The 19,812-nt window shown below is 74.6% G+C and carries 17 protein-coding genes and 1 pseudogene; 11 read left to right on the top strand and 7 right to left on the bottom strand.

Features of this window, described 5'->3' with window-relative positions:
- Position 1 precedes the first annotated feature (1 nt).
- Entirely contained in the window at positions 2-664 is a 663-nt protein-coding gene (locus ACLQ2U_RS14540) for a TetR/AcrR family transcriptional regulator (protein WP_425751156.1), read from the bottom strand.
- A 1,966-nt stretch (positions 665-2,630) separates the two neighbouring features.
- On the opposite strand from ACLQ2U_RS14540, the pseudogene ACLQ2U_RS14535 reads away from it, so the two are divergent.
- The 6 genes and pseudogenes from ACLQ2U_RS14535 to ACLQ2U_RS14510 form a co-directional block, all read left to right on the top strand.
- Positions 2,631-3,803, top strand: a pseudogene (locus tag ACLQ2U_RS14535) (hypothetical protein); the annotation flags it as partial.
- Positions 3,804-3,848: 45 nt separating this feature from the next.
- Positions 3,849-4,823 (top strand): alpha/beta fold hydrolase, encoded by a 975-nt coding sequence (locus ACLQ2U_RS14530; protein ID WP_425751155.1) that lies wholly within the window; start codon positions 3,849-3,851, stop codon positions 4,821-4,823.
- Positions 4,824-4,828: 5 nt separating this feature from the next.
- Positions 4,829-5,719: a DUF3152 domain-containing protein gene (locus ACLQ2U_RS14525; protein ID WP_425751154.1), complete on the top strand. Its 891-nt coding sequence runs from the start codon at positions 4,829-4,831 to the stop codon at positions 5,717-5,719.
- Positions 5,720-5,802: 83 nt separating this feature from the next.
- Positions 5,803-6,618, top strand: coding sequence for a DUF3152 domain-containing protein (locus ACLQ2U_RS14520; RefSeq protein WP_425751153.1), 816 nt, complete (start codon positions 5,803-5,805; stop codon positions 6,616-6,618).
- Positions 6,619-6,688: 70 nt separating this feature from the next.
- Entirely contained in the window at positions 6,689-7,909 is a 1,221-nt protein-coding gene (moeZ, locus tag ACLQ2U_RS14515; RefSeq protein WP_425751152.1) for an adenylyltransferase/sulfurtransferase MoeZ, read from the top strand.
- Between the two features lie 71 nt (positions 7,910-7,980).
- Positions 7,981-8,883, top strand: a complete 903-nt coding sequence (locus ACLQ2U_RS14510) for a squalene--hopene cyclase (RefSeq protein ID WP_425751380.1) — start codon at positions 7,981-7,983, stop codon at positions 8,881-8,883.
- A 13-nt stretch (positions 8,884-8,896) separates the two neighbouring features.
- Here ACLQ2U_RS14510 and ACLQ2U_RS14505 read toward each other — a convergent pair whose 3' ends face one another.
- Together ACLQ2U_RS14505 and proB are read right to left on the bottom strand one after the other, a co-directional pair.
- Positions 8,897-10,138, bottom strand: a complete 1,242-nt coding sequence (locus tag ACLQ2U_RS14505; RefSeq protein ID WP_425751151.1) for a glutamate-5-semialdehyde dehydrogenase — start codon at positions 10,136-10,138, stop codon at positions 8,897-8,899.
- An 11-nt stretch (positions 10,139-10,149) separates the two neighbouring features.
- Entirely contained in the window at positions 10,150-11,307 is a 1,158-nt protein-coding gene (gene proB, locus ACLQ2U_RS14500) for a glutamate 5-kinase (protein WP_425751379.1), read from the bottom strand.
- A 13-nt stretch (positions 11,308-11,320) separates the two neighbouring features.
- Between proB and ACLQ2U_RS14495 the strand changes: the two genes are divergently transcribed.
- Positions 11,321-11,635 (top strand): MGMT family protein, encoded by a 315-nt coding sequence (locus ACLQ2U_RS14495; RefSeq protein WP_425751150.1) that lies wholly within the window; start codon positions 11,321-11,323, stop codon positions 11,633-11,635.
- Between the two features lie 143 nt (positions 11,636-11,778).
- Here ACLQ2U_RS14495 and ACLQ2U_RS14490 read toward each other — a convergent pair whose 3' ends face one another.
- Complete coding sequence (locus ACLQ2U_RS14490; RefSeq protein WP_425751149.1) at positions 11,779-12,981, bottom strand: hypothetical protein; 1,203 nt, start codon at positions 12,979-12,981, stop codon at positions 11,779-11,781.
- Positions 12,974-13,540, bottom strand: coding sequence for a SigE family RNA polymerase sigma factor (locus ACLQ2U_RS14485; protein ID WP_425751148.1), 567 nt, complete (start codon positions 13,538-13,540; stop codon positions 12,974-12,976). The genes ACLQ2U_RS14490 and ACLQ2U_RS14485 overlap by 8 nt, the downstream gene beginning before the upstream one ends.
- A gap of 179 nt (positions 13,541-13,719) precedes the next feature.
- Here ACLQ2U_RS14485 and ACLQ2U_RS14480 point away from each other — a divergent pair, with 179 nt between their 5' ends.
- Both ACLQ2U_RS14480 and ACLQ2U_RS14475 read left to right on the top strand, forming a co-directional pair.
- Positions 13,720-14,280 carry an NADH-quinone oxidoreductase subunit B gene (locus ACLQ2U_RS14480; RefSeq protein ID WP_425751147.1) on the top strand — a complete coding sequence of 187 codons (561 nt, stop codon included), beginning with the start codon at positions 13,720-13,722 and terminating at the stop codon, positions 14,278-14,280.
- Positions 14,281-14,414: 134 nt separating this feature from the next.
- Positions 14,415-15,731, top strand: a complete 1,317-nt coding sequence (locus tag ACLQ2U_RS14475; RefSeq protein ID WP_425751146.1) for a DUF2252 domain-containing protein — start codon at positions 14,415-14,417, stop codon at positions 15,729-15,731.
- 20 nt (positions 15,732-15,751) lie between these two features.
- Here the strand turns inward: ACLQ2U_RS14475 and ACLQ2U_RS14470 are convergent, their stop codons facing one another.
- Positions 15,752-16,798: a glucose 1-dehydrogenase gene (locus ACLQ2U_RS14470; protein ID WP_425751145.1), complete on the bottom strand. Its 1,047-nt coding sequence runs from the start codon at positions 16,796-16,798 to the stop codon at positions 15,752-15,754.
- Positions 16,799-16,911: 113 nt separating this feature from the next.
- On the opposite strand from ACLQ2U_RS14470, the gene ACLQ2U_RS14465 reads away from it, so the two are divergent.
- Together ACLQ2U_RS14465 and nuoH are read left to right on the top strand one after the other, a co-directional pair.
- Positions 16,912-17,679 carry an NADH-quinone oxidoreductase subunit C gene (locus ACLQ2U_RS14465; RefSeq protein ID WP_425751144.1) on the top strand — a complete coding sequence of 256 codons (768 nt, stop codon included), beginning with the start codon at positions 16,912-16,914 and terminating at the stop codon, positions 17,677-17,679.
- A complete protein-coding gene (gene nuoH / locus ACLQ2U_RS14460; protein WP_425751143.1) occupies positions 17,679-18,641 on the top strand; it encodes an NADH-quinone oxidoreductase subunit NuoH in 963 nt (320 codons plus the stop codon). Before ACLQ2U_RS14465 ends, nuoH begins: the two co-directional genes overlap by 1 nt.
- A 28-nt stretch (positions 18,642-18,669) precedes the next feature.
- On the opposite strand, the gene ACLQ2U_RS14455 is transcribed toward nuoH, so the two are convergent.
- Entirely contained in the window at positions 18,670-19,758 is a 1,089-nt protein-coding gene (locus tag ACLQ2U_RS14455) for a glutathione S-transferase family protein (RefSeq protein ID WP_425751142.1), read from the bottom strand.
- Positions 19,759-19,812 lie beyond the last annotated feature (54 nt).

The following is a 19,812-nucleotide window of genomic DNA, read 5'->3' as shown; positions in this document are numbered from 1 at the left end:
GCTATCCGATCTCGGGGCCGGATGTTCCGGCTGACTCACCTTGCAGCGGGAAGCTGGCGATCCCACGCCAGGACAGGCCCGCCACCAGCGCCTCCGCCTCCGCCTTTGGTACCTGGCGACCACCGGCCAGCCAGAACTGGGCGGCCGTCTCGGCCGCGCCGACCAGGCCGGAGGCGAGCAGCTCGGCGTGCGCCCGGCTGACGCCGGTGTCCGAGATGATGGTGTCGGTTATCGCCGCGATGCAGCCCTGCTCGACCCGCTCCACCCGCTGCCGGACCGCTGGGTCGTTGCGCAGGTCCGACTCGAAGACGAGGCGAAACGCCTCGCTCTCGTGGTCGACGAAGTCGAAGTACGCGCGCACCGAGGCGCCGACCCGCTCCTTGTTGTCGTTGGTCCCGCGCATCGCGTCGTGCACCTTGGCGACGATGGCGTCGCAGTGCGTGTCCAGCAGCGCCAGGTAGAGCTCCATCTTGCCCGGGAAGTGCTGGTAGAGCACCGGCTTGGAGACCCCCGCCCGTTCGGCGATGTCGTCCATCGCGGCGGCGTGATAGCCCTGGGCGACGAACACCTCCTGGGCCGCCGCGAGCAGCTGCTTACGGCGCGCCGATCGGGGCAGCCTGGTGGGCCGGCCGGCGGTCTGGGCACCGTTCCCCACAGCGGTCATGGGAACCTCCGAGTTTCTTCGTACGAGCCGGCACTTTTACCCCGTACCGGCCGGGCATCCACCCCGGTCCCGGAATTGGCCCGCCGCCGTAACCTATCGCCACTGTCACCACACGGTAGCCTCAGCGGGGGCGACCAAGGAGCGCACGGTGAGTGAAACAGGGCAACCCGGTGCCGCCACCCCGGGTGAGCACGGCGACGGGACGGGTCAGCAGGACGACCTGGCCCGCTCCGTCAGCGGGTGGGCACCTCCGGCGACCGGGTGGTCCGGCGCGGAGGCCCCCGCCTACCGGGAGCCCGCCTCCCCGTGGCGCCACCCCGATCCCCCCGCCGGCTGGAGTGCCTCCTCGCCCCGCCACGGCGACCTGCCGGCACCGCTCTCCAGCCCTCCGGCCGACGACCCCGCGCCGCGCAACGGGCGGGCCCATCTCAACGGCGTCGGCCACGCCGACGGCGACCTCCCGGGGCGGCCGGCGCCGGTGAGCGCCCCGCCCGCGGATCCGCCCCGGTTCGGTCCCGAGGCGCGGCGCGACCCCGACGGCGACCGACTTGTCGTGCCGGCGCAGCGGCCGGCGCCCCCGGGCGAGCAGCAGTCCGAGCCGGACGCCTCCGTCCGGCACGCCTCCGAGGAACCGTCGGCGGGCCGGGTGAGCCCCTGGGCCGAGGGGATGTTCCCCTCGTCGGCCCCGCCGGCCGTGCAGGTCCCGCCGGTGGGCACCGCCGCCTCCGGTTTCGAGGTGCCCCCCGGCTTCCACGCCCCGCAGACCGGCCGCGCCGAGGCCGAGCCGTCGCCGGTCGCCGAGCCGCCCCGCTGGGCGGACCGGTTCGGCGCCGAGCCGACGGCCGCCGCCCCGGCCGAGGCCGACCGGCGCGGCAGCGAGCCGGTCGCCGACCGCCGGCCCACCCCGCCGGCCGACGAACCGGACTGGTCCGCGCCGAACTGGAACGGGCCGAGCTGGGGCGGCAGCTGGGCGCCGTCCTGGTCGCGTGAGGAGCAGCCGGGTGGTCGCCGGGCCCGCGCGGGCCGTACGCCGGAGTGGGCCGCCGAGCCGAACCGGCCGTACGAGCCCACCCGCCCCGAGCCCGCCCGCCCCTACGAGCCGGTCCGGGCCGAGGCCGCCCGGTCGTACGAGCCGGTGCGCTCGGAGCCGGCCCGTTCCTACGAGGTCAGCCGCTCGGAGCCGGAGCCCCCGGTGGTGCCCGAGCCGGCGGTCCGTCCGGTGCCCGCGCCGACCGAGGAGCCGGCCGTCGACCGGTCGACCCGCGACCGGCCCCCGGTCGACCGGGCCGCCCCCGACCTGCCCGCCGTCGGCCCGCCCGCCGTGGACCGCGCCGCCGTCGACCGGCCCGGCTTCGACCGGCCGGTCGTGCAGCCGCCCGGGTGGGCCGGCGGTCCGTCGGCGACCGCGCCGCGCAGCGCCCCACCCGCTCCGGCCGAACAGCCCACCCCGGACAGCGCCCCGTCCCCTGACTCCACCCCGAGCGCCGAGCGGGTGCAGCGGCCGTTCCGCCTCCGGTCCGTACCGGGGGAGGCCGCCGTCCCGCCGGATCTCCACGGCCACCCGCCGACTCTCGCCGGTCCCGGCGCCGCAGTCCTCCCCGCCACGAGCGGGCCGCGTCGCCTCGACCCCACGTCGTCCGCGCCCGCCCCGACGAGCGCACCCCCCTACGCGGCCCGCCGATCCGCCCCCGATCCGGAGCCCACGACCGAGCCGGCCGTGGACGACGGGAGGTCGGACCGCGGCTCGGCGGTGCTGCCGCAGCGCGTCCCCGCTGAACCGGACGTGCCCGTCGTGCCGGAGCCGCCAGCCGTGGAGCCACCCGCCGAGACCCCGGAACTCGCCCGCATCGCCACCCACCTACGTCGGGACGACGAGCCCGCGCCGCTGCGGGAGCGCCCTGAGGGCTTCGACGTCAACGCCATCCTCGACGCCGTCCGCGAGGTGGCCGGCGTGCGGGACGCGGCGCTGCGCCGTACCCCGGCCGGCGCGCACAGCCTGCGACTCGACCTCTCCGACGGGGCCGACCCGGCGGACGTGAGCCGGATGGTGGCCCGCCTGCTTCAGGAGCGGATGGGGCTGGCCGCGGCCCCGCAGAACCTGCCCGGCGCGCCGGCCGCCCCGGCGCCGCCGCTGCGTCGCCGCGCCGCGGAGAACAGGGCCGCCGAGGGCCGCGCCACGGAGAGCAGGGCCGCGGAGACCAGGCCCAGCGAGGCCCGCACCGCCGAGGGGCGCGCCGCGGACACCAGGGCCGCGGACACCAGGGCCGCGGACACCAGGGCCGCGGAGAGCCGGCTGGCCGAGCCGCGCGGCGCGGACACCCGCGCCGGCGAGACCCGGTCGCGGGCCCGCGAGGCGGACGCCCGACCCACCGATCCCCGGGCCACCGTCCGGGACCAGCAGCCCCGGGCCGGCGGTCCGTCGAGCCCGACCCGCGCGGCCGACCCGCTCGCCCGCGAGGACCGTCCGGTCGCCGGGGCGGGATTCCCCGGCGCGCCGAGCGGCTCCGCCACCCCGGCCGGGTCGGGTGAGCCGGCCGAGACGGTGGCCGGCGTGCCACGGCGACGCCGCCAGGCGCCCATCCACCGGGGTCGGGCCAGTGTGGAGGAGGTGGCCGCCACCTCCGCGCCGCCGGCCGCCGGCAGCCCGGCCACGGTCGGCACGTCGTACTCCGGTGGGCAGATGACCACGACGGAGACCGCGCCCTCCCGCCCGCTGCACACCGGCGGCGTGCCGGGGCCCCGGGTGGTGATCGACCACGTGCAGGTGAGCACCTTCGGTCTGGACGCGACCGTCGAGGTGCGCCTGCTCGCCGGGGGCGAGACCGCCGCCGGGCACTCCACCGGGCCGGCCGTGGACGGGTACGTCCTGCGGCTCTGCGCGGTGGCGGCCGCGGCAGCGGTCGACCAGCTGCTGCGCGGGTCCGAACGGACGGCCGACCGGGGGCGCTGCTTCGTCGAGCACACCGCGGTCGTGCCGTTCGGCAACTGCGAGGTGGCGACCGTGGTGGTGCTGCTGGTCTGCGACGGCTGGGTGGAGCAGCTGGCCGGCTCGGCCCTGGTCGCCGGCGACCCGCGGCAGGCGGTGGTCCGGGCGACGCTGGCCGCGGTGAACCGTCGCCTCGAGGCGCTGTTGTCCTGAGCCGGTGGCGGTGTCGACGCGGGTTCCGGCGGGAAAACTAGGGGAATGAAGCGCGCCGCCCTCTGGCCCGACCACCTGCTGCCCGCCCACCACCTCCCGCCGCCCTGGCCCGGCCGGTCGGTACGCCTCGACGGCACGATCACCTACGTCCGGGAGACGCCGGCCACCGGCCCGGACGCCGAACCCGCCCTCTACGTGCACGGGCTGGGTGGTTCGTCGCAGAACTGGACCGACCTGGCCGGCCTGCTCGCCGACCGGCTCGACGGGCAGGCCATCGACCTGCCCGGCTTCGGGCGCAGCGAGCCCGGCCGCCGTTACACCATCCCGACCTTCGCGGAGCGGGTGATCCGGTGGATCGAGCACTCCGGCCGGGGCCCGGTGCACCTGTTCGGCAACTCGCTGGGCGGGGCGATCTCGGTGCAGGTGGCCGGGCTGCGCCCGGACCTGGTGCGCACCCTCACCCTGATCTCCCCGGCGCTGCCGTTCCTGGCGTTCCACCGCTCGTTGCAGGGGCGGATGCTGCCGCTGCTGGCCATCCCGCGCGGGGAGCGGCTGGCCGCCTGGCGGCTGGCCCAGCTGGCGCCCGAGGTGATGGCCCAGGAGGCGATGGAGGCGTGCGTCGCGGACCTCAGCCGGATCAGCGAGCAGCGCCGGCAGGAGGCGCTGGAGGAGATCCGGATCCGCTACGAGGCGACGCACTACGCCGCCGCGTACGTCCGGACGTTCCGCGGCCTGGTCTCCAGCTTCCTGCGGTCGTACCTGCCGGGGCCCGGCTCGATGTGGCGGATCGCCGCCTCGATCCAGGCGCCCACGCTGGTGGTGGGGGGCATGCAGGACCGGTTGGTGGACGTCCGGGTGGCCCCGCAGACGGCCCGGGTGATCCCGGACAGCCGGCTGCTGATGCTGCACGGGGTCGGCCACGTGGCCCAGCTGGAGGTGCCCCGGACGGTGGCCCGCGCGGTGGTGGGACTCCTCGCCGAAACGGAGGACTCCGCCGTATGTCCCGACATGGCAGGCTGACCGGGATGTCCGATCTCCTCCGCCGCGGCGGCGACAGCGCCCCGCGGTCGCCGCACCGCGCCCGGCCACTCGGGCCGTCCACCCGGTGGCGTCCGGTCCTGTTGCTGGCCGCGCTCCTGGCGGCGGCGCTCGTCGGGGTCGCCATCACCGCCGAGCGGCCGCAGGCCGGCACCGGCCCGCTCGCCGCCGACCCGGTCGCCGTGCCGACCGCCGGTTCGCCGTCGCCGTATTCGGCGCCGGCTCCGACCCTCAGCCCGAGCCCGTCCGCGTCGAGCCCGGCGCCGCCGGTGCTCCGGCTGGCCGGCGCGGTGCCGGCCGCTGGGTGGAGCACCTTCGGGTACGACGACCGTGCCGGCGCCATGCTCGGCCGGTCGGGGGCGGTCCAGCGGTACCGGGTGGCGGTCGAGAACGGTTCCGGCGAGGACGTGCGGGCGTTCTCCGACGCGGTGCAGGCGGCGCTGGCCGGGCCGGGGAGCTGGGTGGACGGCGACCAGCTGCGGCTGCTCCGGGTTCCGGCGGGCGCCCCGGCCGACTTCACCGTCTTCCTGGCCACGCCGGGGACGGCGGGGCGGATGTGCCTCGCCGGGGGCGTGGACGTCCGGGTCGGCGGGCGGCCGTACACGTCCTGCCGGGCACCGGGCAAGGTGATCATCAACCTGGACCGGTGGCGGACCTCGGTGCCGCACTTCGTCCGGGCCGGGGTGCCGCTGTCGCTCTACCGCACGTACGTGGTGAACCACGAGGTGGGGCATCAGCTGGGGCACCACCACGAGGGCTGCCCGGGTGCCGGGCGGCCGGCGCCGGTGATGCAGCAGCAGTCGCTCTTCCTGGGCGGCTGCACGGCCAACCCGTGGCCGTTTCTCGGCGGTAGGCGGTACACCGGCCGGGCGCTCTGAGCCCCGCCGCGCCATGTGAACCACATTCGCGGCGGCTGCGGCAATAGCGCCGTTTTGCCCGAATAGTTTGCCATGCTGGACGGGTGGACCCCATCGACCCGACCGTCACCGACGACCGCCCGGAACCGTCCGGCCGCACCACCCGTCCCGGCCTGGTCCGGATGCGGCGTCGGCGGCGGCGCGCCGTGCTGATCGGCGTGGTCCTGTTCGGCGCGACGGCCACCGGGGTGGCGCTCGCCCGGACCGGCGACCCGGCCACCCCGACCGCGCCGACCGGGGGGCGGCTGGCGGACGGGACGGGCGCCGGTCACCGGGCCGCCGCGTACCCGTCGAGCGGCCCGGGCCGGTTCACCGCCGCCGACGGGCGGTCGCCGATCCAGGGCGCCGACGGTCCGCTGCACCACTACCGGGTGGCGGTGGAACAGGGCACCGGGCAGGACGTGGCCGCCTTCGCCGCCACCGTCGACGAGGCGCTGGGCGACCAGCGCAGCTGGATCGCCTCGGGAGAGCTGCGGATGCAGCGGGTGGCCGCGGCGGCCGCGGCGGACTTCACCGTCTACCTGGCCACCCCGGCCACCTCGGAACGGATGTGCACCGAGGGCGGGCTGAGCACCGACGGCTACACCTCCTGCCGGCTGCCCGGACAGGTGATCATCAACCTGGCCCGCTGGATGGACGGGGTGCCCGACTACGGGGCACCGGTGGAGACCTACCGGACGTACGTGATCAACCACGAGGTCGGCCACGAGCTCGGCGAGGAGCACCAGGCCTGCCCCGGGCCGGGCGAACCGGCGCCGGTGATGCAGCAGCAGACGTACGGCCTGGACGGCTGCGTCGCCAACGCATTCCCCTACGTCGACGGCTCCCGCTACGAGGGCGAGCCGGTCCCCGGCATCTGAGTTGTTCCCGCTCCCGCATGTCGGGCGACGTGTCCCCGCTCATGGCCGACCGGCGGGACGGCGAGCGACAATGGCGCGGTTCACCACTGCCGATCCCGGGGAGTCCACCGTGTCGCTGCCCCCGCTCGTCGAGCCCGCCGCCGAGCTGACCGTTGACGAGATCCGCCGCTACTCGCGCCACCTGATCATCCCGGACGTCGGGGTCGAGGGGCAGAAGCGGCTGAAGAACGCCCGGGTGCTCTGCGTGGGCGCCGGTGGCCTCGGGTCGCCGGCCCTGATGTACCTCGCCGCCGCCGGTGTCGGCACGCTCGGCATCATCGACTTCGACACCGTCGACGAGTCCAACCTCCAGCGCCAGATCATCCACGGCGTCTCGGACGTCGGGCGCGCGAAGGCCGAGTCGGCCGCCGCGTCGATCCGCGAGATCAACCCGCTGGTCAACGTCGAGATCCACAACACCGCGCTGGACCGGGACAACGTCCGCGACATCTTCTCCCGGTACGACCTGATCGTTGACGGCACCGACAACTTCGCCACCCGCTACATGGTCAACGACGCGGCGGTGCTGCTCGGCAAGCCGTACGTCTGGGGTTCGATCTACCGCTTCGACGGCCAGGCGTCGGTCTTCTGGGCCGAGCACGGCCCCTGCTACCGCTGCCTCTACCCGGAGCCGCCGCCGCCCGGCATGGTCCCCTCCTGCGCCGAGGGCGGCGTGCTCGGCGTGCTCTGCGCGTCCATCGGCTCGATCCAGGTCAACGAGGCGATCAAGCTGCTCGCCGGCATCGGCGAGCCGCTGGTCGGCCGGCTGATGGTCTACGACGCCCTGGAGATGGAATACCGCAAGATCAAGGTCCGCAAGGACCCGAACTGCGTGCTCTGCGGCGAGAACCCCACGGTCACCGACCTGCTGGAGGACTACGAGGACTTCTGCGGCGCGGTCTCCGAGGAGGCGCAGGAGGCGGTGGTCGACGCGACCATCACCGCCGGCGAGCTGAAGGAGTGGCAGGACGCCGGCAAGGACATCTTCCTGGTCGACGTCCGCGAGCCGGCCGAGTACGAGATCGTCCGGATCCCCGGCGCCACGCTGATCCCCAAGGGCGAGATCATCTCCGGCGAGGCGCTGGCGAAGCTCCCGCAGGACAGGCAGATCGTGCTGCACTGCAAGTCCGGGGTCCGCTCCGCCGAGGCGCTCGCCGCGCTGAAGGCGGCCGGCTTCCGCGACGCCGTGCACGTCCAGGGCGGCGTGCTCTCCTGGATCAAGCAGATCGACCCGTCGCTGCCCGCGTACTGAGTCGTCGGTCGAAGGGGCCCTTCCGTCGCCGGGAGGGCCCCTTCGCGTACCCGCCGGTGGGCCGGGCCACGTTGGCCGAGCTACCGAGGCGTAACCGCGTTTGCGCCGGTAGCCTTGCCGCCGTGGTCGACTTGGACGCCGCGATCGGCTTCGTCGTGGCTCATGGTGATGCGGTGGACCGCGCCCGCCTCTCCCGGCTGCGCACCGGGGCGCCGGTGCCGGTCGAACTGCTCGACGCGGCCGAGGCCGGGCAGACGCCGGGTGGCGGCTGGCCGGCCACCCTGGGCAGCGACGTCGCCTCCGTCGACGCGACCTGCTTCCGCCTCGGCGAGCTGGACGACCTCGGCGCGCTCGGTCGCCCGGCGGCCCGGCACGCCCTGGACTGGCTGGCCGTCCGGCAGCTCCCCGACGGCGGCTGGGACGAGGACCCGGCGCTGGCCGGGTTCGCCCCCGAGTGGGCCCGTCCCGGCGACCCGGAGGCCCAGCTCTACCTCACCGCCAACGCCGGGTTCTGGCTGACCGTCGCCGGGCTGGACGCCCGCGCCGCCGGCCCGCTCGACCACCGCGTCGGCGGGGCGTACGCCGGGGTGGTGCAGGCCGCGGCGCAGACGCTCGCCGGGCAGCTCGCCCCGGACGGGAGCTGGCCGTCGTTCCTGCCCGCCGGCTGGTTGAGCGCGGCCGTGCTGCACCGGCAGCAGATGTACTACGAGTCGGCGCGGATCCAGGCGGTGCTGGCCGAGCGGATCCCGGAGATGTCCCCGGCCGACGTGGCGTGGCTGGCCGCGACGCTGCGCCGGGTCGAGGTGGGCGAGGAGCAGTGGCTGCTGGTCTCGGCGCGCAAGCGGCTCGCCGAGACGCAGCGCAGCGACGGCGGCTGGGACAGCGACGACGGCCACCAGTTCGACGTGCACACCACCCTGCGGGCGATTCGCGCCTGCCGCCCGGCGGTCGGGTCGGCCACCCCGGCCGGCTGAGCGGCGGCCGGCGTCAGCGCAGGTGCCCGTCCCCGGTGACCACGTACTTGGTGCTGGTCAGCTCGGGCAGCCCCATCGGGCCGCGGGCGTGCAGCTTCTGGGTGGAGATGCCGATCTCCGCGCCGAAGCCGAACTCGCCGCCGTCGGTGAACCGGGTGGAGGCGTTCACCATCACCGCCGCCGCGTCGACCCGAGCCACGAACTCCCGGGCGGCGGGCTGCGAGTCGGTGACGATCGCCTCGGTGTGGCCGGTGCCGTAGCGGCGGATGTGCGCGACCGCCGCGTCCAGCGAGTCGACCACGGCGACCGAGATGTCGGCGGAGAGGTATTCGGTGCCGAAGTCCTCCTCGGTGGCCGGGATCACCGCGGCCGAGTACGCGGCCACCCGGGCGTCGCCGTGCACGGTCACCCCGGCGTCGGCGAAGGCGGCCAGCACCGCGGGCAGGAAGGCGTCGGCGACGTCCGCGTGCACCAGCAGCGACTCGGCGGTGTTGCAGGTGGACAGTCGCTGGGTCTTGGCGTTGAGGGTGACTGCCACCGCCTTGGCCAGGTCGGCGGCCGCGTCGACGTAGACGTGGCAGTTGCCCACCCCGGTCTCGATCACCGGCACCGTCGACTCCTCGACCACGGTGCGGATCAGCGACGCGCCGCCGCGCGGGATCAGCACGTCGACCAGGCCGCGGGCCCGCATCAGCTCCTTGACCGAGTCGCGGGAGGTGGCGTCGAGCAGCTGCACCGCGTCCGCCGGCAGGCCGGCCCCGGCGACCGCGTCGCGGAGCACTGCGACCAGCGCGGCGTTGGAGTGCGCCGCCGAGGAGGAGCCGCGCAGTAGCGCCGCGTTGCCGGACTTCAGGCAGATCCCGGCGGCGTCCACGGTCACGTTCGGCCGGGCCTCGTAGATGATGCCGACCACCCCGAACGGCACCCGGACCTGCCGTAGCTCCAGGCCGTTGGGCAGGGTCGAGCCGCGGACTACCTCGCCCACCGGGTCGGGCAGCGCGGCCATCTGGCGCAGCGCGTCGGCGATGCCGGCGACCCGGCCCGCGTCGAGGGCGAGCCGGTCCAGCACGGCCGCGGTCAGCCCGGCCTCGCGCCCGGCCGCCAGGTCCGTCGCGTTGGCGGCCAGGACCTCCGGCGTACGCGCCACCAGCGCGTCGGCCATCGCGTGCAGCGCGGCGTCCTTGGCGGTACGCGTGGCGACGGCCAGCTCCCCGGCCGCCTCCCGGGCCCGGCGGGCCTGCTCGCTGACGCTCATGGGTCCACTCCTCACAGCAGCACGAGGTCGTCGCGGTGGACGACCTCCCGTTCGTACGCCGGGCCGAGCGCCGCGGCGAGTTCACCGGTGGAGCGGCCGAGCAGTCCGGGCAGCTCCACCGCGTCGTAGTTGACCAGCCCCCGGGCCACCGGGGCGCCCCCGGCGTCCACCAGGTCCACCGGGTCCCCGGCGGTGAACGCGCCGTCGACGGCGGTGATCCCGGCCGGCAGCAGTGACTTGCGCCGCCCCACCACGGCCTGCACCGCTCCCGCGTCGAGGTGCAGCCGCCCCCGGGGCGCCGTGGCGTGCGCCAGCCAGAAGAGCCGGGCGGCCGGTCGCCGCTCGGCGGGGTGGAAGAACGTGCCGACCGGCTCGCCGGCCAGCGCCCGGGCGGCCAGCGCCGCAGCGGTCAGCACCACCGGGATGCCGAAGCCGGTGGCGATCCGGGCCGCCTCGACCTTGGTGACCATCCCGCCGGTGCCGACCCCGGCCCGGCCGGCGCCGCCGATGTCGACCGCCGCCAGGTCCCGCTCGCCGCGGATCTCGGTGATCCGGGCGCTGCCCGGCTGGGCCGGGTCGCCGGTCCAGAGCGCGTCCACGTCGGAGAGGAGCACCAGCAGGTCGGCGTCGACCAGGGCGGCGACCAGCGCGGCCAGCCGGTCGTTGTCGCCGAACCGGATCTCCTCGGTGGCCACCGTGTCGTTCTCGTTGACGATCGGCACCGCCCGCAGGTCGAGCAGCTTGCGCAGGGTCCGGTACGCGTTGCGGTAGTGCGCCCGGCGGGTCACGTCGTCGACGGTCAGCAGCACCTGCCCGACGGTGAGCCGGTGCCGGGCGAGGCCGGCCGCGTACCGGCCGATCAGCAGGCCCTGCCCGACGCTCGCCGCGGCCTGCTGGGTGGCCAGGTCGCGGGGTCGCCGGGCCAGGCCGAGCGGGGCCAGCCCGGCGGCGATCGCGCCGGAGGAGACCAGCACCACCTCGTGCCCGGCAGCGGCCAGCGCGGCGAGCGTGTCGACCAGCTCGTCGACTCGTGCGTCGTCCAGCCCGCCGGTCGCGGTGGTCAGCGAGGACGAACCGATCTTGACGACGATCCGCCGGGCCGAGGTGACTGCTTCGCGCACCCGCCCATTCTGCGCGTCCGGTCCCACCGGAGCCGGTCGCCTTCCCATATCGTGGCCGGTCATGACGCCGGAGGAGTACGTCGAAGCGGTGCTCGCGCTGGTCGAGCGGATCCCGCCGGGCAGGGTGATGTCGTACGGGGCGGTCGCCGACGCCCTCGCCGAGCGCTCGGGGCGGGCCTCGGCCCGGCTGGTCGGCTCGATCATGGCCCGGCACGGCGGCGGGGTGCCCTGGCACCGGGTGGTGAACTCCGCCGGCCGGCTGCCGCCCGGGCACGAGGTCGAGGCCCGGGCCCGGCTGCAGGCCGAGGGCTGCCCGCTGCGCCCGGCCGGGGTGGACATGGCGGCGGCCAGCTGGTGGCCGGAAGAGGGGATGTGAGTCGGGTCATAACGTGACATGCCGGGGCACGAGGTCACAGCCCGCTCTGCCGGGAAACCGACTGTTCATCCGCGCCACCGCCGGGTCGGACCCGGCCGTGGCCCGGCCGGGACGAATCCCGACCGGGCTGTGCCCGCCCCGGCTCACCCGAGCCTGGGGTTGACCTGGTTGTTCTCCTCGTTCCGCTCGATCAGCGCCTGGTCCTCCGGCCCGAGGGCGTGGGCACTCACCAACCTCTCCTCGGGAGTGAAGCCGTATCCCTGCGGCACCTCGAGGCTGAGCCGGACCGTGAGCTCGGCGCCGGGACGGATCGGCCCCAGCCGGCACTGCACCGGATCCCGGGTGCTGCGGTAGTCGTTGCGGCACATCGTCCAGCTGTTCCGCACCGGAAACAGGCCCCACTGCAGGTCTAGCCGCAGGTCGACCCCGGTCGCCTCCCGGCCGCCCAGGTGCCGGATCCGGACGTCGATCGTGCCGGAGCGGGACCCGTCAGCGTTCTTCGTCAGCCGCAGGTCGGTCGACGTGACCGACAGGTCCACCGAGTACGGGTTGACGGGCAACGCGGTCTCGCCGAGCACCTGGTCGAAGCCCGAACCGTCCCACCGGAACGTCCGCCACTGGTGCTGCACCCACTGCACGGGCCAGCCGGAGCCCGGCCCCTGGTCCATCACCTGCACCCGGATCTGGCCGTCCGATCGCACCTCAACGGTTTCGAGCCAACCCTTCTCGGTGGAGCCCGGCAGGGCGACCACCTGCCCGAGGGCGACGATCCGGCCGTTCGCGTCCCGGTCGTAGACGACCACCTGCTCCGGTCCGGTGCCCTCCATGAGGCAGCGCAGGCGGACGACGGTCTCGGCCGCGCCGTCCCGGTCGACGTCCCCGTGGTCGACCGAGACCAGCAACGCGGCCAGTGGACGTGCGCCGTCCGTGGTCAGCCGGACCTGTCCCGACGGGCATTGTGGCCCGTCGGACCGCCACGCGGGGACCGGCACGGGCGCTCCGAGCAGCTGTGACCGGGTGAGGTGGCCGTCCGGCGGCGGCGCGGTCAGCCTCGGCGTCGTCGTACCGGTCTCCGACGGGCTGGGCGACGGGAACCCGGTCGGCGGGGCGGTCGGGTCGACGGACACCCCGGGCACCGGTGCGGTCCGGTCGCCGTGCAGGGCCGCGTTGGCGACCACCGGGGCCGCCACCAGCACCACCGCCGCCGCGGCGGCCACCACGGCCGTCCGGCGCCGCCGGCGCAGGGTACGCCGGGCCTGGTCGGGTCCCGGACCGGCGACCCGGGTGGTCACGTCGCTGCGGTACGCGGCGAACCGCTCCCGCAGTCGCGGGTCGATGTCAGACATTGCCCACCCCCTCGGTGGTCTCGTCGAGCAGCCCGGCCAGCGCGGTACGTCCGCGGTGCAGCCAGGACTTGACCGTGCCTTCCGCCACCCCTTCCTGGGTAGCGATCTGGTTGACCGACAGGTCGGCCAGGTAGTGCAGGATGACCGCCCGCCGGTGGTTGGCGGGCAGCTTCGCCAGCGCCGCGTCGATGGCCACCCGGTCGGGCGTCGGACCGGCCACCTCGGCCTCGGTCTGCCGCTGCCGCAGCAGGTGGTTGCGGGCGGTGCGCAGCCGCCGCCAGCGGCTGCGGGCCAGGTTCCAGGCGACGTGGCGGACCCAGGCCACCGGATCGTCGTACCGGACCAGGCGGTCCCACCGGGCCAGCGCCCGGCAGAACGCCTCCTGGGCCAGGTCCTGCGCCTGCCCCAGATCACCCGTGTACGCGCAGAGCTGCGTGGTCACGCCACGGAAGTGCGCGTGGTAGAAGTCGTCGAAGGTGATCGCCGGCCGGAGCAACCCGTCCGCCGCGCCGAGCGTTGCCGGTGGCTCGTTGGCGCGGGCCCCCATCACTGCTGTCACTGCCCCTCCCCGTTACCGTCGGGCCGGTCTGCCCTGGGCGCCGGTAACACTCCATGCCCCCGGAGGGGGTTGCAGCCCCTCCTGCCGTGAACCCGGCTGTTCCTCCGCGCAACCCGCTGCTCGGAGGGTGGCACCGGACCTGTGGTTGACTGTCGGTGAGGGTCAGGAAGGGGGCGGTCGTGCAGCTGCCGGGAGTGCTCGGCGAGCCGATCCGGTTCGTGCTCAACTGGGGCCGCCGCTACTCACTCTGGGTCTTCAACTTCGGCCTGGCCTGCTGCGCGATCGAGTTCATCGCGACCAGCATGGGCCGGCACGACTTCATGCGGCTGGGCGTGATCCCGTTCGCCCACGGCCCCCGGCAGGCCGACCTGATGGTGGTCTCCGGCACGGTCACCGACAAGATGGCCCCGGCGATCAAGCGGCTGTACGACCAGATGCCCGAGCCGAAGTACGTCATCTCGTTCGGCGCCTGCTCCAACTGCGGCGGCCCGTACTGGGACTCGTACTCGGTGACCAAGGGGGTCGACCAGCTCATCCCGGTCGACGTCTACGTGCCCGGCTGCCCGCCCCGGCCGGAGGCGCTGCTGCACGGCATCCTCCGCCTACAGGAGAAGATCGCCGCCGAGCAGGCCGGCATCGGCGGGGTGTCCCGGCCCGACCCGCTCGCCTCACCGGTGGACGCCGCGCCCCGCGACGTCGCTTCACTCACCGCCCCGCCGGTACGCCCACCCGCGTCCTGACCGCCGGACGGGCCGACCGGCGGCCGTCGGAGTCCGACTGGATGGCGGACATGACCCGGACCGCCGTACCGCCCGCCCGGCCAGCTCGGTCGGACGAGCGCCACGGGTGGCGGACGGGGGTTAGCCTGCGGTCCATGACCCAGTCCGCGGACCAGCGTTCCGCCTTCATCATCGACGTGCTGACCGCGGAGTTCGGCGCGTCGATGGCGCTCGACCCGGCGGCGTTCCGCCGCAAGTTCCGCAAGATGGCCGCCTCCCCGTTCGCCTTCTACCGGGGCAGCGCGTCGCTGTTCTACGCCGACCAGCTCGGCGACTTCGCTGACGACACGTTCCTCGACGACCGGACCAGCCGGGTGTGGATCCACGGCGACCTGCACGCGGAGAACTTCGGCACCTACATGAACGCCTCCGGGCAGTTGGTGTTCAACGTCAACGACTTCGACGAGGCGTACGTCGGGCCGTTCACCTGGGACCTGAAGCGCTTCGCGGCCAGCGTGGCGCTGCTCGGCTACGCCAAGGCCCTCTCCGACCAGGTGATCAGCGACCTGGTCGGCCGGTTCGCCCGGTCGTACCTGACCGAGCTGTCGGCCATCGCCGCCGGCGGGGACGACGCGATCGGCTCGATCACCCTGGACACCGCCGACGGGGTGCTGCGCCGGGTGCTCCAGCAGGCCCGGCTGAACACCCGGGTGGACCTGCTCGCCACGCAGACCACCATCGACAACTACGACCGCCGGTTCTCCCTCGGCGACGGCGTCTTCGAGATCGACGGCGAGACCCGGGAGAAGGTCTGCGCCGCCTACGAGGCGTACCTGGACACCCGGCCGGAGGCGGCGGTCCGGCTGCGCCCGGTGGCGTCGAAGATCAAGGACGTGGTGCTGCGCAAGGGCGTCGGCATCGGCTCGGCCGGCCTGCCGTCGTACAACCTGCTGCTGGAGGGGCACACCCAGGCGCTGGAGAACGACGTCGTCCTCTACATGAAGCAGGCGCAGGTGCCGGCGGTGGCCAGACACATCGACGACGAGCGGGTCCGCGGCTACTTCCGGCACCAGGGACACCGCACGGCCGAGTCGCAGCGGGCCCTGCAGGCGTACGCCGACCCGTGGCTGGGCTTCACCGAGCTGGACGGGACCGGCCAGCTGGTCGCCGAGATCTCCCCGTACGCCGCCGACCTGGACTGGGCCGACGTCAACGAGCCGGAGGAGCTGGCCGGGGTGCTCGCCGACCTGGGCCGGGCGGTGGCCCGGATGCACTCGGTCGCCGACGACGAGTCCAGCCACGACCTGGTGGACTACTCGACCGAGGAGTCGATCGTGGGCGCGATCGGCGCCGACTCGGACGGCTTCGTGGCGCACCTCGTCGACTTCGCCCACGCGTACGGCGACCGGGCCCGGGAGGACCACCAGCTCTTCGTGGACCTGTTCCGCAACGGCCGGCTCCCCGGCATCTGATCCGCGAGCCGCCCGGCCGCTCAGGCCGTGAAGTCCAGCACCACCTTGATGTCGTCCGGTCCGGAGGCGTACGCCTCGGCGTACCCCGACACCGGCACCCGGCGGGTGATCAGCGAGTTCAGCCAGCCCTGGTCGGCCCGGGCGAGCGCCTCGGCGGCCTGGTCCCAGTGCTTGCGACCCGCGTTGACCGAACCGAAGACGACGTTGTTCTCCAGCACCAGCGCCCGGTTGAGCGCGCCGGCGTCGAAGTCGATGGTCCGGCCGCCGCTGGAGACCCCGGTGAGGCAGACGATGCCGGTCGGCGCGGTCTTGCACATCGCGTCGAGCACGACCACCGGCGCGCCGGTGCACTCCACCACCACGTCCGGCTCGAACTCCAACTCGCTCACCGGCACCGTGTGGTACGTCGCGCCGAGCGCCCGGACCAGGTCCGGCTTCGGCCCGGTCATGGCCCGGTCCAGCACGTGCACCGACAGCCCGCGTTGGGTGGCCAGCAGCGCGGCGAGCAGGCCGATCGGCCCGGCCCCGGTGACCAGCACGGTCTGCGGCTTCCACTCGGCGCGGCGACCGATCCGCTCGATGTGGTCCCAGGCCTTCGCCACCACGGTGGTCGGCTCCAGCAGCATCCCGACCGGCTCGAGCACCGGGTCCAGGCCGACCGCGAACTTCGGCTGTACCCGCCACCGGTCCCGGGCGAAGCCGGACAGCGCCTTGATGCCGTGCTCGGTGTACTGCCCGTTGCGGCACATGTCCCACTCGCCGACCGCGCAGTTCGGGCAGGGCAGCGGGTCGGGGTGGCGGACCACCCCGGCGACCAGGTCACCGGGCTGCAACGTGCCGGTCGGGTCCTCCAGCACCCGGCCCAGCGACTCGTGCCCCAGCACCAGCCGTTCCTGGCCGGGCGGCGCCTCGCCGTAGGCCCCGGCGATGATCTCCTGGTCGGTGCCGCAGATGCCCACGGCGAGCCCCTCGACCAGGATCGCGCCCTCCTCGGAGGCCGGCTCGGGCCAGTCCTCGGTCAGGCGCAGCGAGTCGGGGACACCGGGAGTCACAGTCACAGCGCGCACAGTCCTCATCTTTCCCCGCCGGGCCGCCGTCCGCTCGGCAATCGGACAAGCCGACCAGCCCGGGCGCGGGCGGCCCGATACGGGCCCGGGCCGCCGGCCATAGGATCAGCGGCATGACTCCGGAAGAGGTCGGCCAGCGGGTGGTCGCGCTGCTCGCGCCGGTCGAGGCCACCGCGTCGGTCTCCGGCGGTCAGTCCTACGCCCGCGCCACCGTCGACGTACCCTGCGCGAACTGGTCGGACGCGCTCCGCGCGGTGCGGGACGACGACGGACTGGCCTGCGATTTCTTCGACTGGCTCTCCGCCGTCGACGAGCTGGCCGCCGGGTTCGACGTGGTGGCGCACCTCTGGTCGACCCGGCACCGGCACGGGGTGCTGCTGCGGACCCGGGTGCCCCGCGAGTCGCCGACCGTGCCGTCGGTGGTCGACGTCTACCCGGGGGCGGCCTGGCACGAGCGGGAGACCCACGAGATGTTCGGCGTGGACTTCGCCGGCCACGAGGGGCTGCTTCCGCTGCTGCTGCCGCCGGAGTTCGAGGGCCATCCGCTGCGCAAGGAGTTCGTGCTGGCCTCCCGGGTCGCCAAGCCGTGGCCGGGGGCGAAGGAGCCGGGCGAGTCGGAGGCCGGCGGTGGTCGCCGCCCGATCCGCCCGCCGGGCGTGCCCGCGCCGGGGGAGTGGGGCACCACGCCCACCCCGGCCGGCGCGGCAGGCGTGGGCGAGGGCCCGCGCGGCGGCACCCCCGCCCGGCCGTCCCGGGAGCGGCCCGCCCGGCCGGCCCCGGGCGCGCGTCCGGCGCGTACCCCCCGGCCCACCGGCGGTGGCGACGGCCCGGCGCCGGCCGACCCGCCGGCCCCCGGCGACGACGAGGAAGGTACGGCCTGATGCCCACCTGGTTGGAGCTGGTGATCCGGGTCGGTGGCGTGCTGGTCGCCTTCCTCACCCTGCCGCTGCTGGTCGGTCAGGCCGAGCACAAGGTGATGGCGCACATGCAGGGTCGGCTCGGCCCGATGTACGCCGGCGGCTTCCACGGCTGGGCGCAGCTGGTCGCCGACGGGATCAAGTTCGTGCAGAAGGAGGACGTCACCCCGCGCGAGGCGGACCGGGCGGTGTTCCGATTGGCCCCGGTGGTGGCGTTGGTGCCCTACCTGCTGGTGCTGCTGGTCATCCCGCTCGGCCCGGACGACCTGGTCGGGCAGCCGCTGGACATCGGCCTCTTCTTCGTCCTCGCCGTGGTCGGCGTGGGCGTGGTGGCGGTGCTGATGTCGGCCTGGGCGTCGGCCAACAAGTACAGCCTGCTCGGCGGCCTGCGCGGGGCGGCCCAGCTGCTCGGCTACGAGCTGCCGTTGGTGCTGGCCGCCGCCTCGGTGGCGATGGCGGCGGGCACGCTGAGCCTCTCCGGGATCGTCGAGGCGTGGCAGCCCTGGTGGCTGCTCTGGCAGGCGCCCGCGATGATCGTCTTCTTCCTCGCCGGGCTGGCCGAGATCCGGCGGCCGCCGTTCGACATGCCGATCGCCGACTCCGAGCTGGTCTTCGGGTACATGACCGAGTACACGGGCCTGCGCTTCGCGTTCTTCCTGCTCGCCGAGTACGTCGGCATCGTGGTGATCGCCGCGTTGACCACCGTGCTCTTCCTCGGCGGCTGGCAGGGCCCGTTCGCCAACGGGCAGCTCGGCTGGCTCTGGACGCTGCTGAAGGTCTTCGCGGTCTCCTTCGTGATCATCTGGCTCCGGGTGTCCTACCCCCGGCTCCGCGAGGACCAGCTCCAACGCCTCTGCTGGCTGGTCCTGGTACCCCTCTCCCTCGCCCAGCTCGTCCTGACCGCCGCCGTCCGCATCGCCCTCTGACCGTCCCCGGCTTAAGCCGGGCTCGCGTTCAGGGCAGGGGGGTGTGGGCGGGGTCGACCGGTTCGGCGGGAGGCGGTGGGGGTGTGCCGTCGCCGAAGGGGCGTCCGCCGAGGGTCTCGCGGTCGTGCGGGGTGAGCCAGCCGGACAGGTCGGGGCCGAGGGGGACCACGCCGGTCGGGTTGATGTCCCGGTGCACCTCGTAGTAGTGCTGCTTGACGTGGTCGAAGTCGACGGTGTCGCCGAAGCCCGGGGTCTGAAACAGGTCCCGGGCGTACGCCCAGAGCACCGGCATCTCGGTCAGCTTGCTCCGGTTGCACTTGAAGTGGCCGTGGTAGACCGGGTCGAAGCGGACCAGCGTGGTGAACAGCCGCACGTCCGCCTCGGTGATCGTGTCGCCGACCAGGTAGCGCTGCCCGGCCAGCCGGTCGGTCAGCCAGTCCAGCCGGTCGAAGAGCCGGTGGTACGCCTTCTCGTACGCGTCCTGGCTGCCGGCGAAGCCGCACCGGTAGACCCCGTTGTTGACGTCGGCGAAGACCACCGCGTTGACCTCGTCGATCTCGTCGCGCAGCCGCTCGGGATAGAGGTCGGGTGCCCCGGAGCGGTGGTACGCCGTCCACTCGGTGGACAGGTCGAGGCTCATCTGCGCGTAGTCGTTGGTCACCACCTGCCCGGTCGGCACGTCCACAATCGCCGGCACGGTGATGCCCCGCTCGTATCCGGGGAAGCGCGCGAAGTACGCCTCGGCCAGCCGCTCGATGCCGAGCACCGGGTCCCGTCCGCCCGGGTCGAGGTCGAAGGTCCAGCTCCGGGCGTCGTGGGTCGGCCCGGCCACCGCCATCGAGAGGGCGTCCTCCAACCCGAGCAGCCGCCGTACGATGATCAGCCGGTTGGCCCAGGGGCAGGCGCGGCTGACCGCCAACCGGTACCGCCCCGGCGTCACCGGATAGCCGTACCGCCCGTCGGCGGTGATCCGGGTGGCGATGTAGCGCTGGTCCCGGGTGAACTCGCCGCCCGGCTCGACGTACTTTCCGCCGGTCGTCGTGCCTGCCTCGCCGCCCACGTCGCCCCCTCCGGGTCCGCCTGTCGTCTCCGCCCCATCCTGACCGATCTCCGGCATGCCCGGCGGGCACTCCCGCTCGCGCCGCCGCTTCCGGCCGGGGCGGGTCGACGG

This window comes from Micromonospora sp. DT47 (assembly GCF_049844475.1).
Taxonomy (GTDB): Bacteria; Actinomycetota; Actinomycetes; order Mycobacteriales; family Micromonosporaceae; genus Micromonospora.
This window is presented reverse-complemented; position numbering and strand designations above follow the sequence as displayed.

Excerpts from the sequence above, each read along its gene's own strand:
- ACLQ2U_RS14525 (WP_425751154.1), top strand. The coding sequence starts at position 4,829 with ATGTCCGATCTCCTCCGCCGCGGCGGCGACAGCGCCCCGCGGTCGCCG.
- ACLQ2U_RS14495 (WP_425751150.1), top strand. The coding sequence starts at position 11,321 with ATGACGCCGGAGGAGTACGTCGAAGCGGTGCTCGCGCTGGTCGAGCGG.
- ACLQ2U_RS14490 (WP_425751149.1), bottom strand. The coding sequence starts at position 12,981 with ATGTCTGACATCGACCCGCGACTGCGGGAGCGGTTCGCCGCGTACCGC.
- ACLQ2U_RS14475 (WP_425751146.1), top strand. The coding sequence starts at position 14,415 with ATGACCCAGTCCGCGGACCAGCGTTCCGCCTTCATCATCGACGTGCTG.
- ACLQ2U_RS14530 (WP_425751155.1), top strand. The coding sequence starts at position 3,849 with ATGAAGCGCGCCGCCCTCTGGCCCGACCACCTGCTGCCCGCCCACCAC.
- ACLQ2U_RS14505 (WP_425751151.1), bottom strand. The coding sequence starts at position 10,138 with ATGAGCGTCAGCGAGCAGGCCCGCCGGGCCCGGGAGGCGGCCGGGGAG.
- moeZ (WP_425751152.1), top strand. The coding sequence starts at position 6,689 with ATGGCGCGGTTCACCACTGCCGATCCCGGGGAGTCCACCGTGTCGCTG.
- nuoH (WP_425751143.1), top strand. The coding sequence starts at position 17,679 with ATGCCCACCTGGTTGGAGCTGGTGATCCGGGTCGGTGGCGTGCTGGTC.
- ACLQ2U_RS14455 (WP_425751142.1), bottom strand. The coding sequence starts at position 19,758 with ATGCCGGAGATCGGTCAGGATGGGGCGGAGACGACAGGCGGACCCGGA.
- ACLQ2U_RS14465 (WP_425751144.1), top strand. The coding sequence starts at position 16,912 with ATGACTCCGGAAGAGGTCGGCCAGCGGGTGGTCGCGCTGCTCGCGCCG.
- proB (WP_425751379.1), bottom strand. The coding sequence starts at position 11,307 with ATGGGAAGGCGACCGGCTCCGGTGGGACCGGACGCGCAGAATGGGCGG.
- ACLQ2U_RS14540 (WP_425751156.1), bottom strand. The coding sequence starts at position 664 with ATGACCGCTGTGGGGAACGGTGCCCAGACCGCCGGCCGGCCCACCAGG.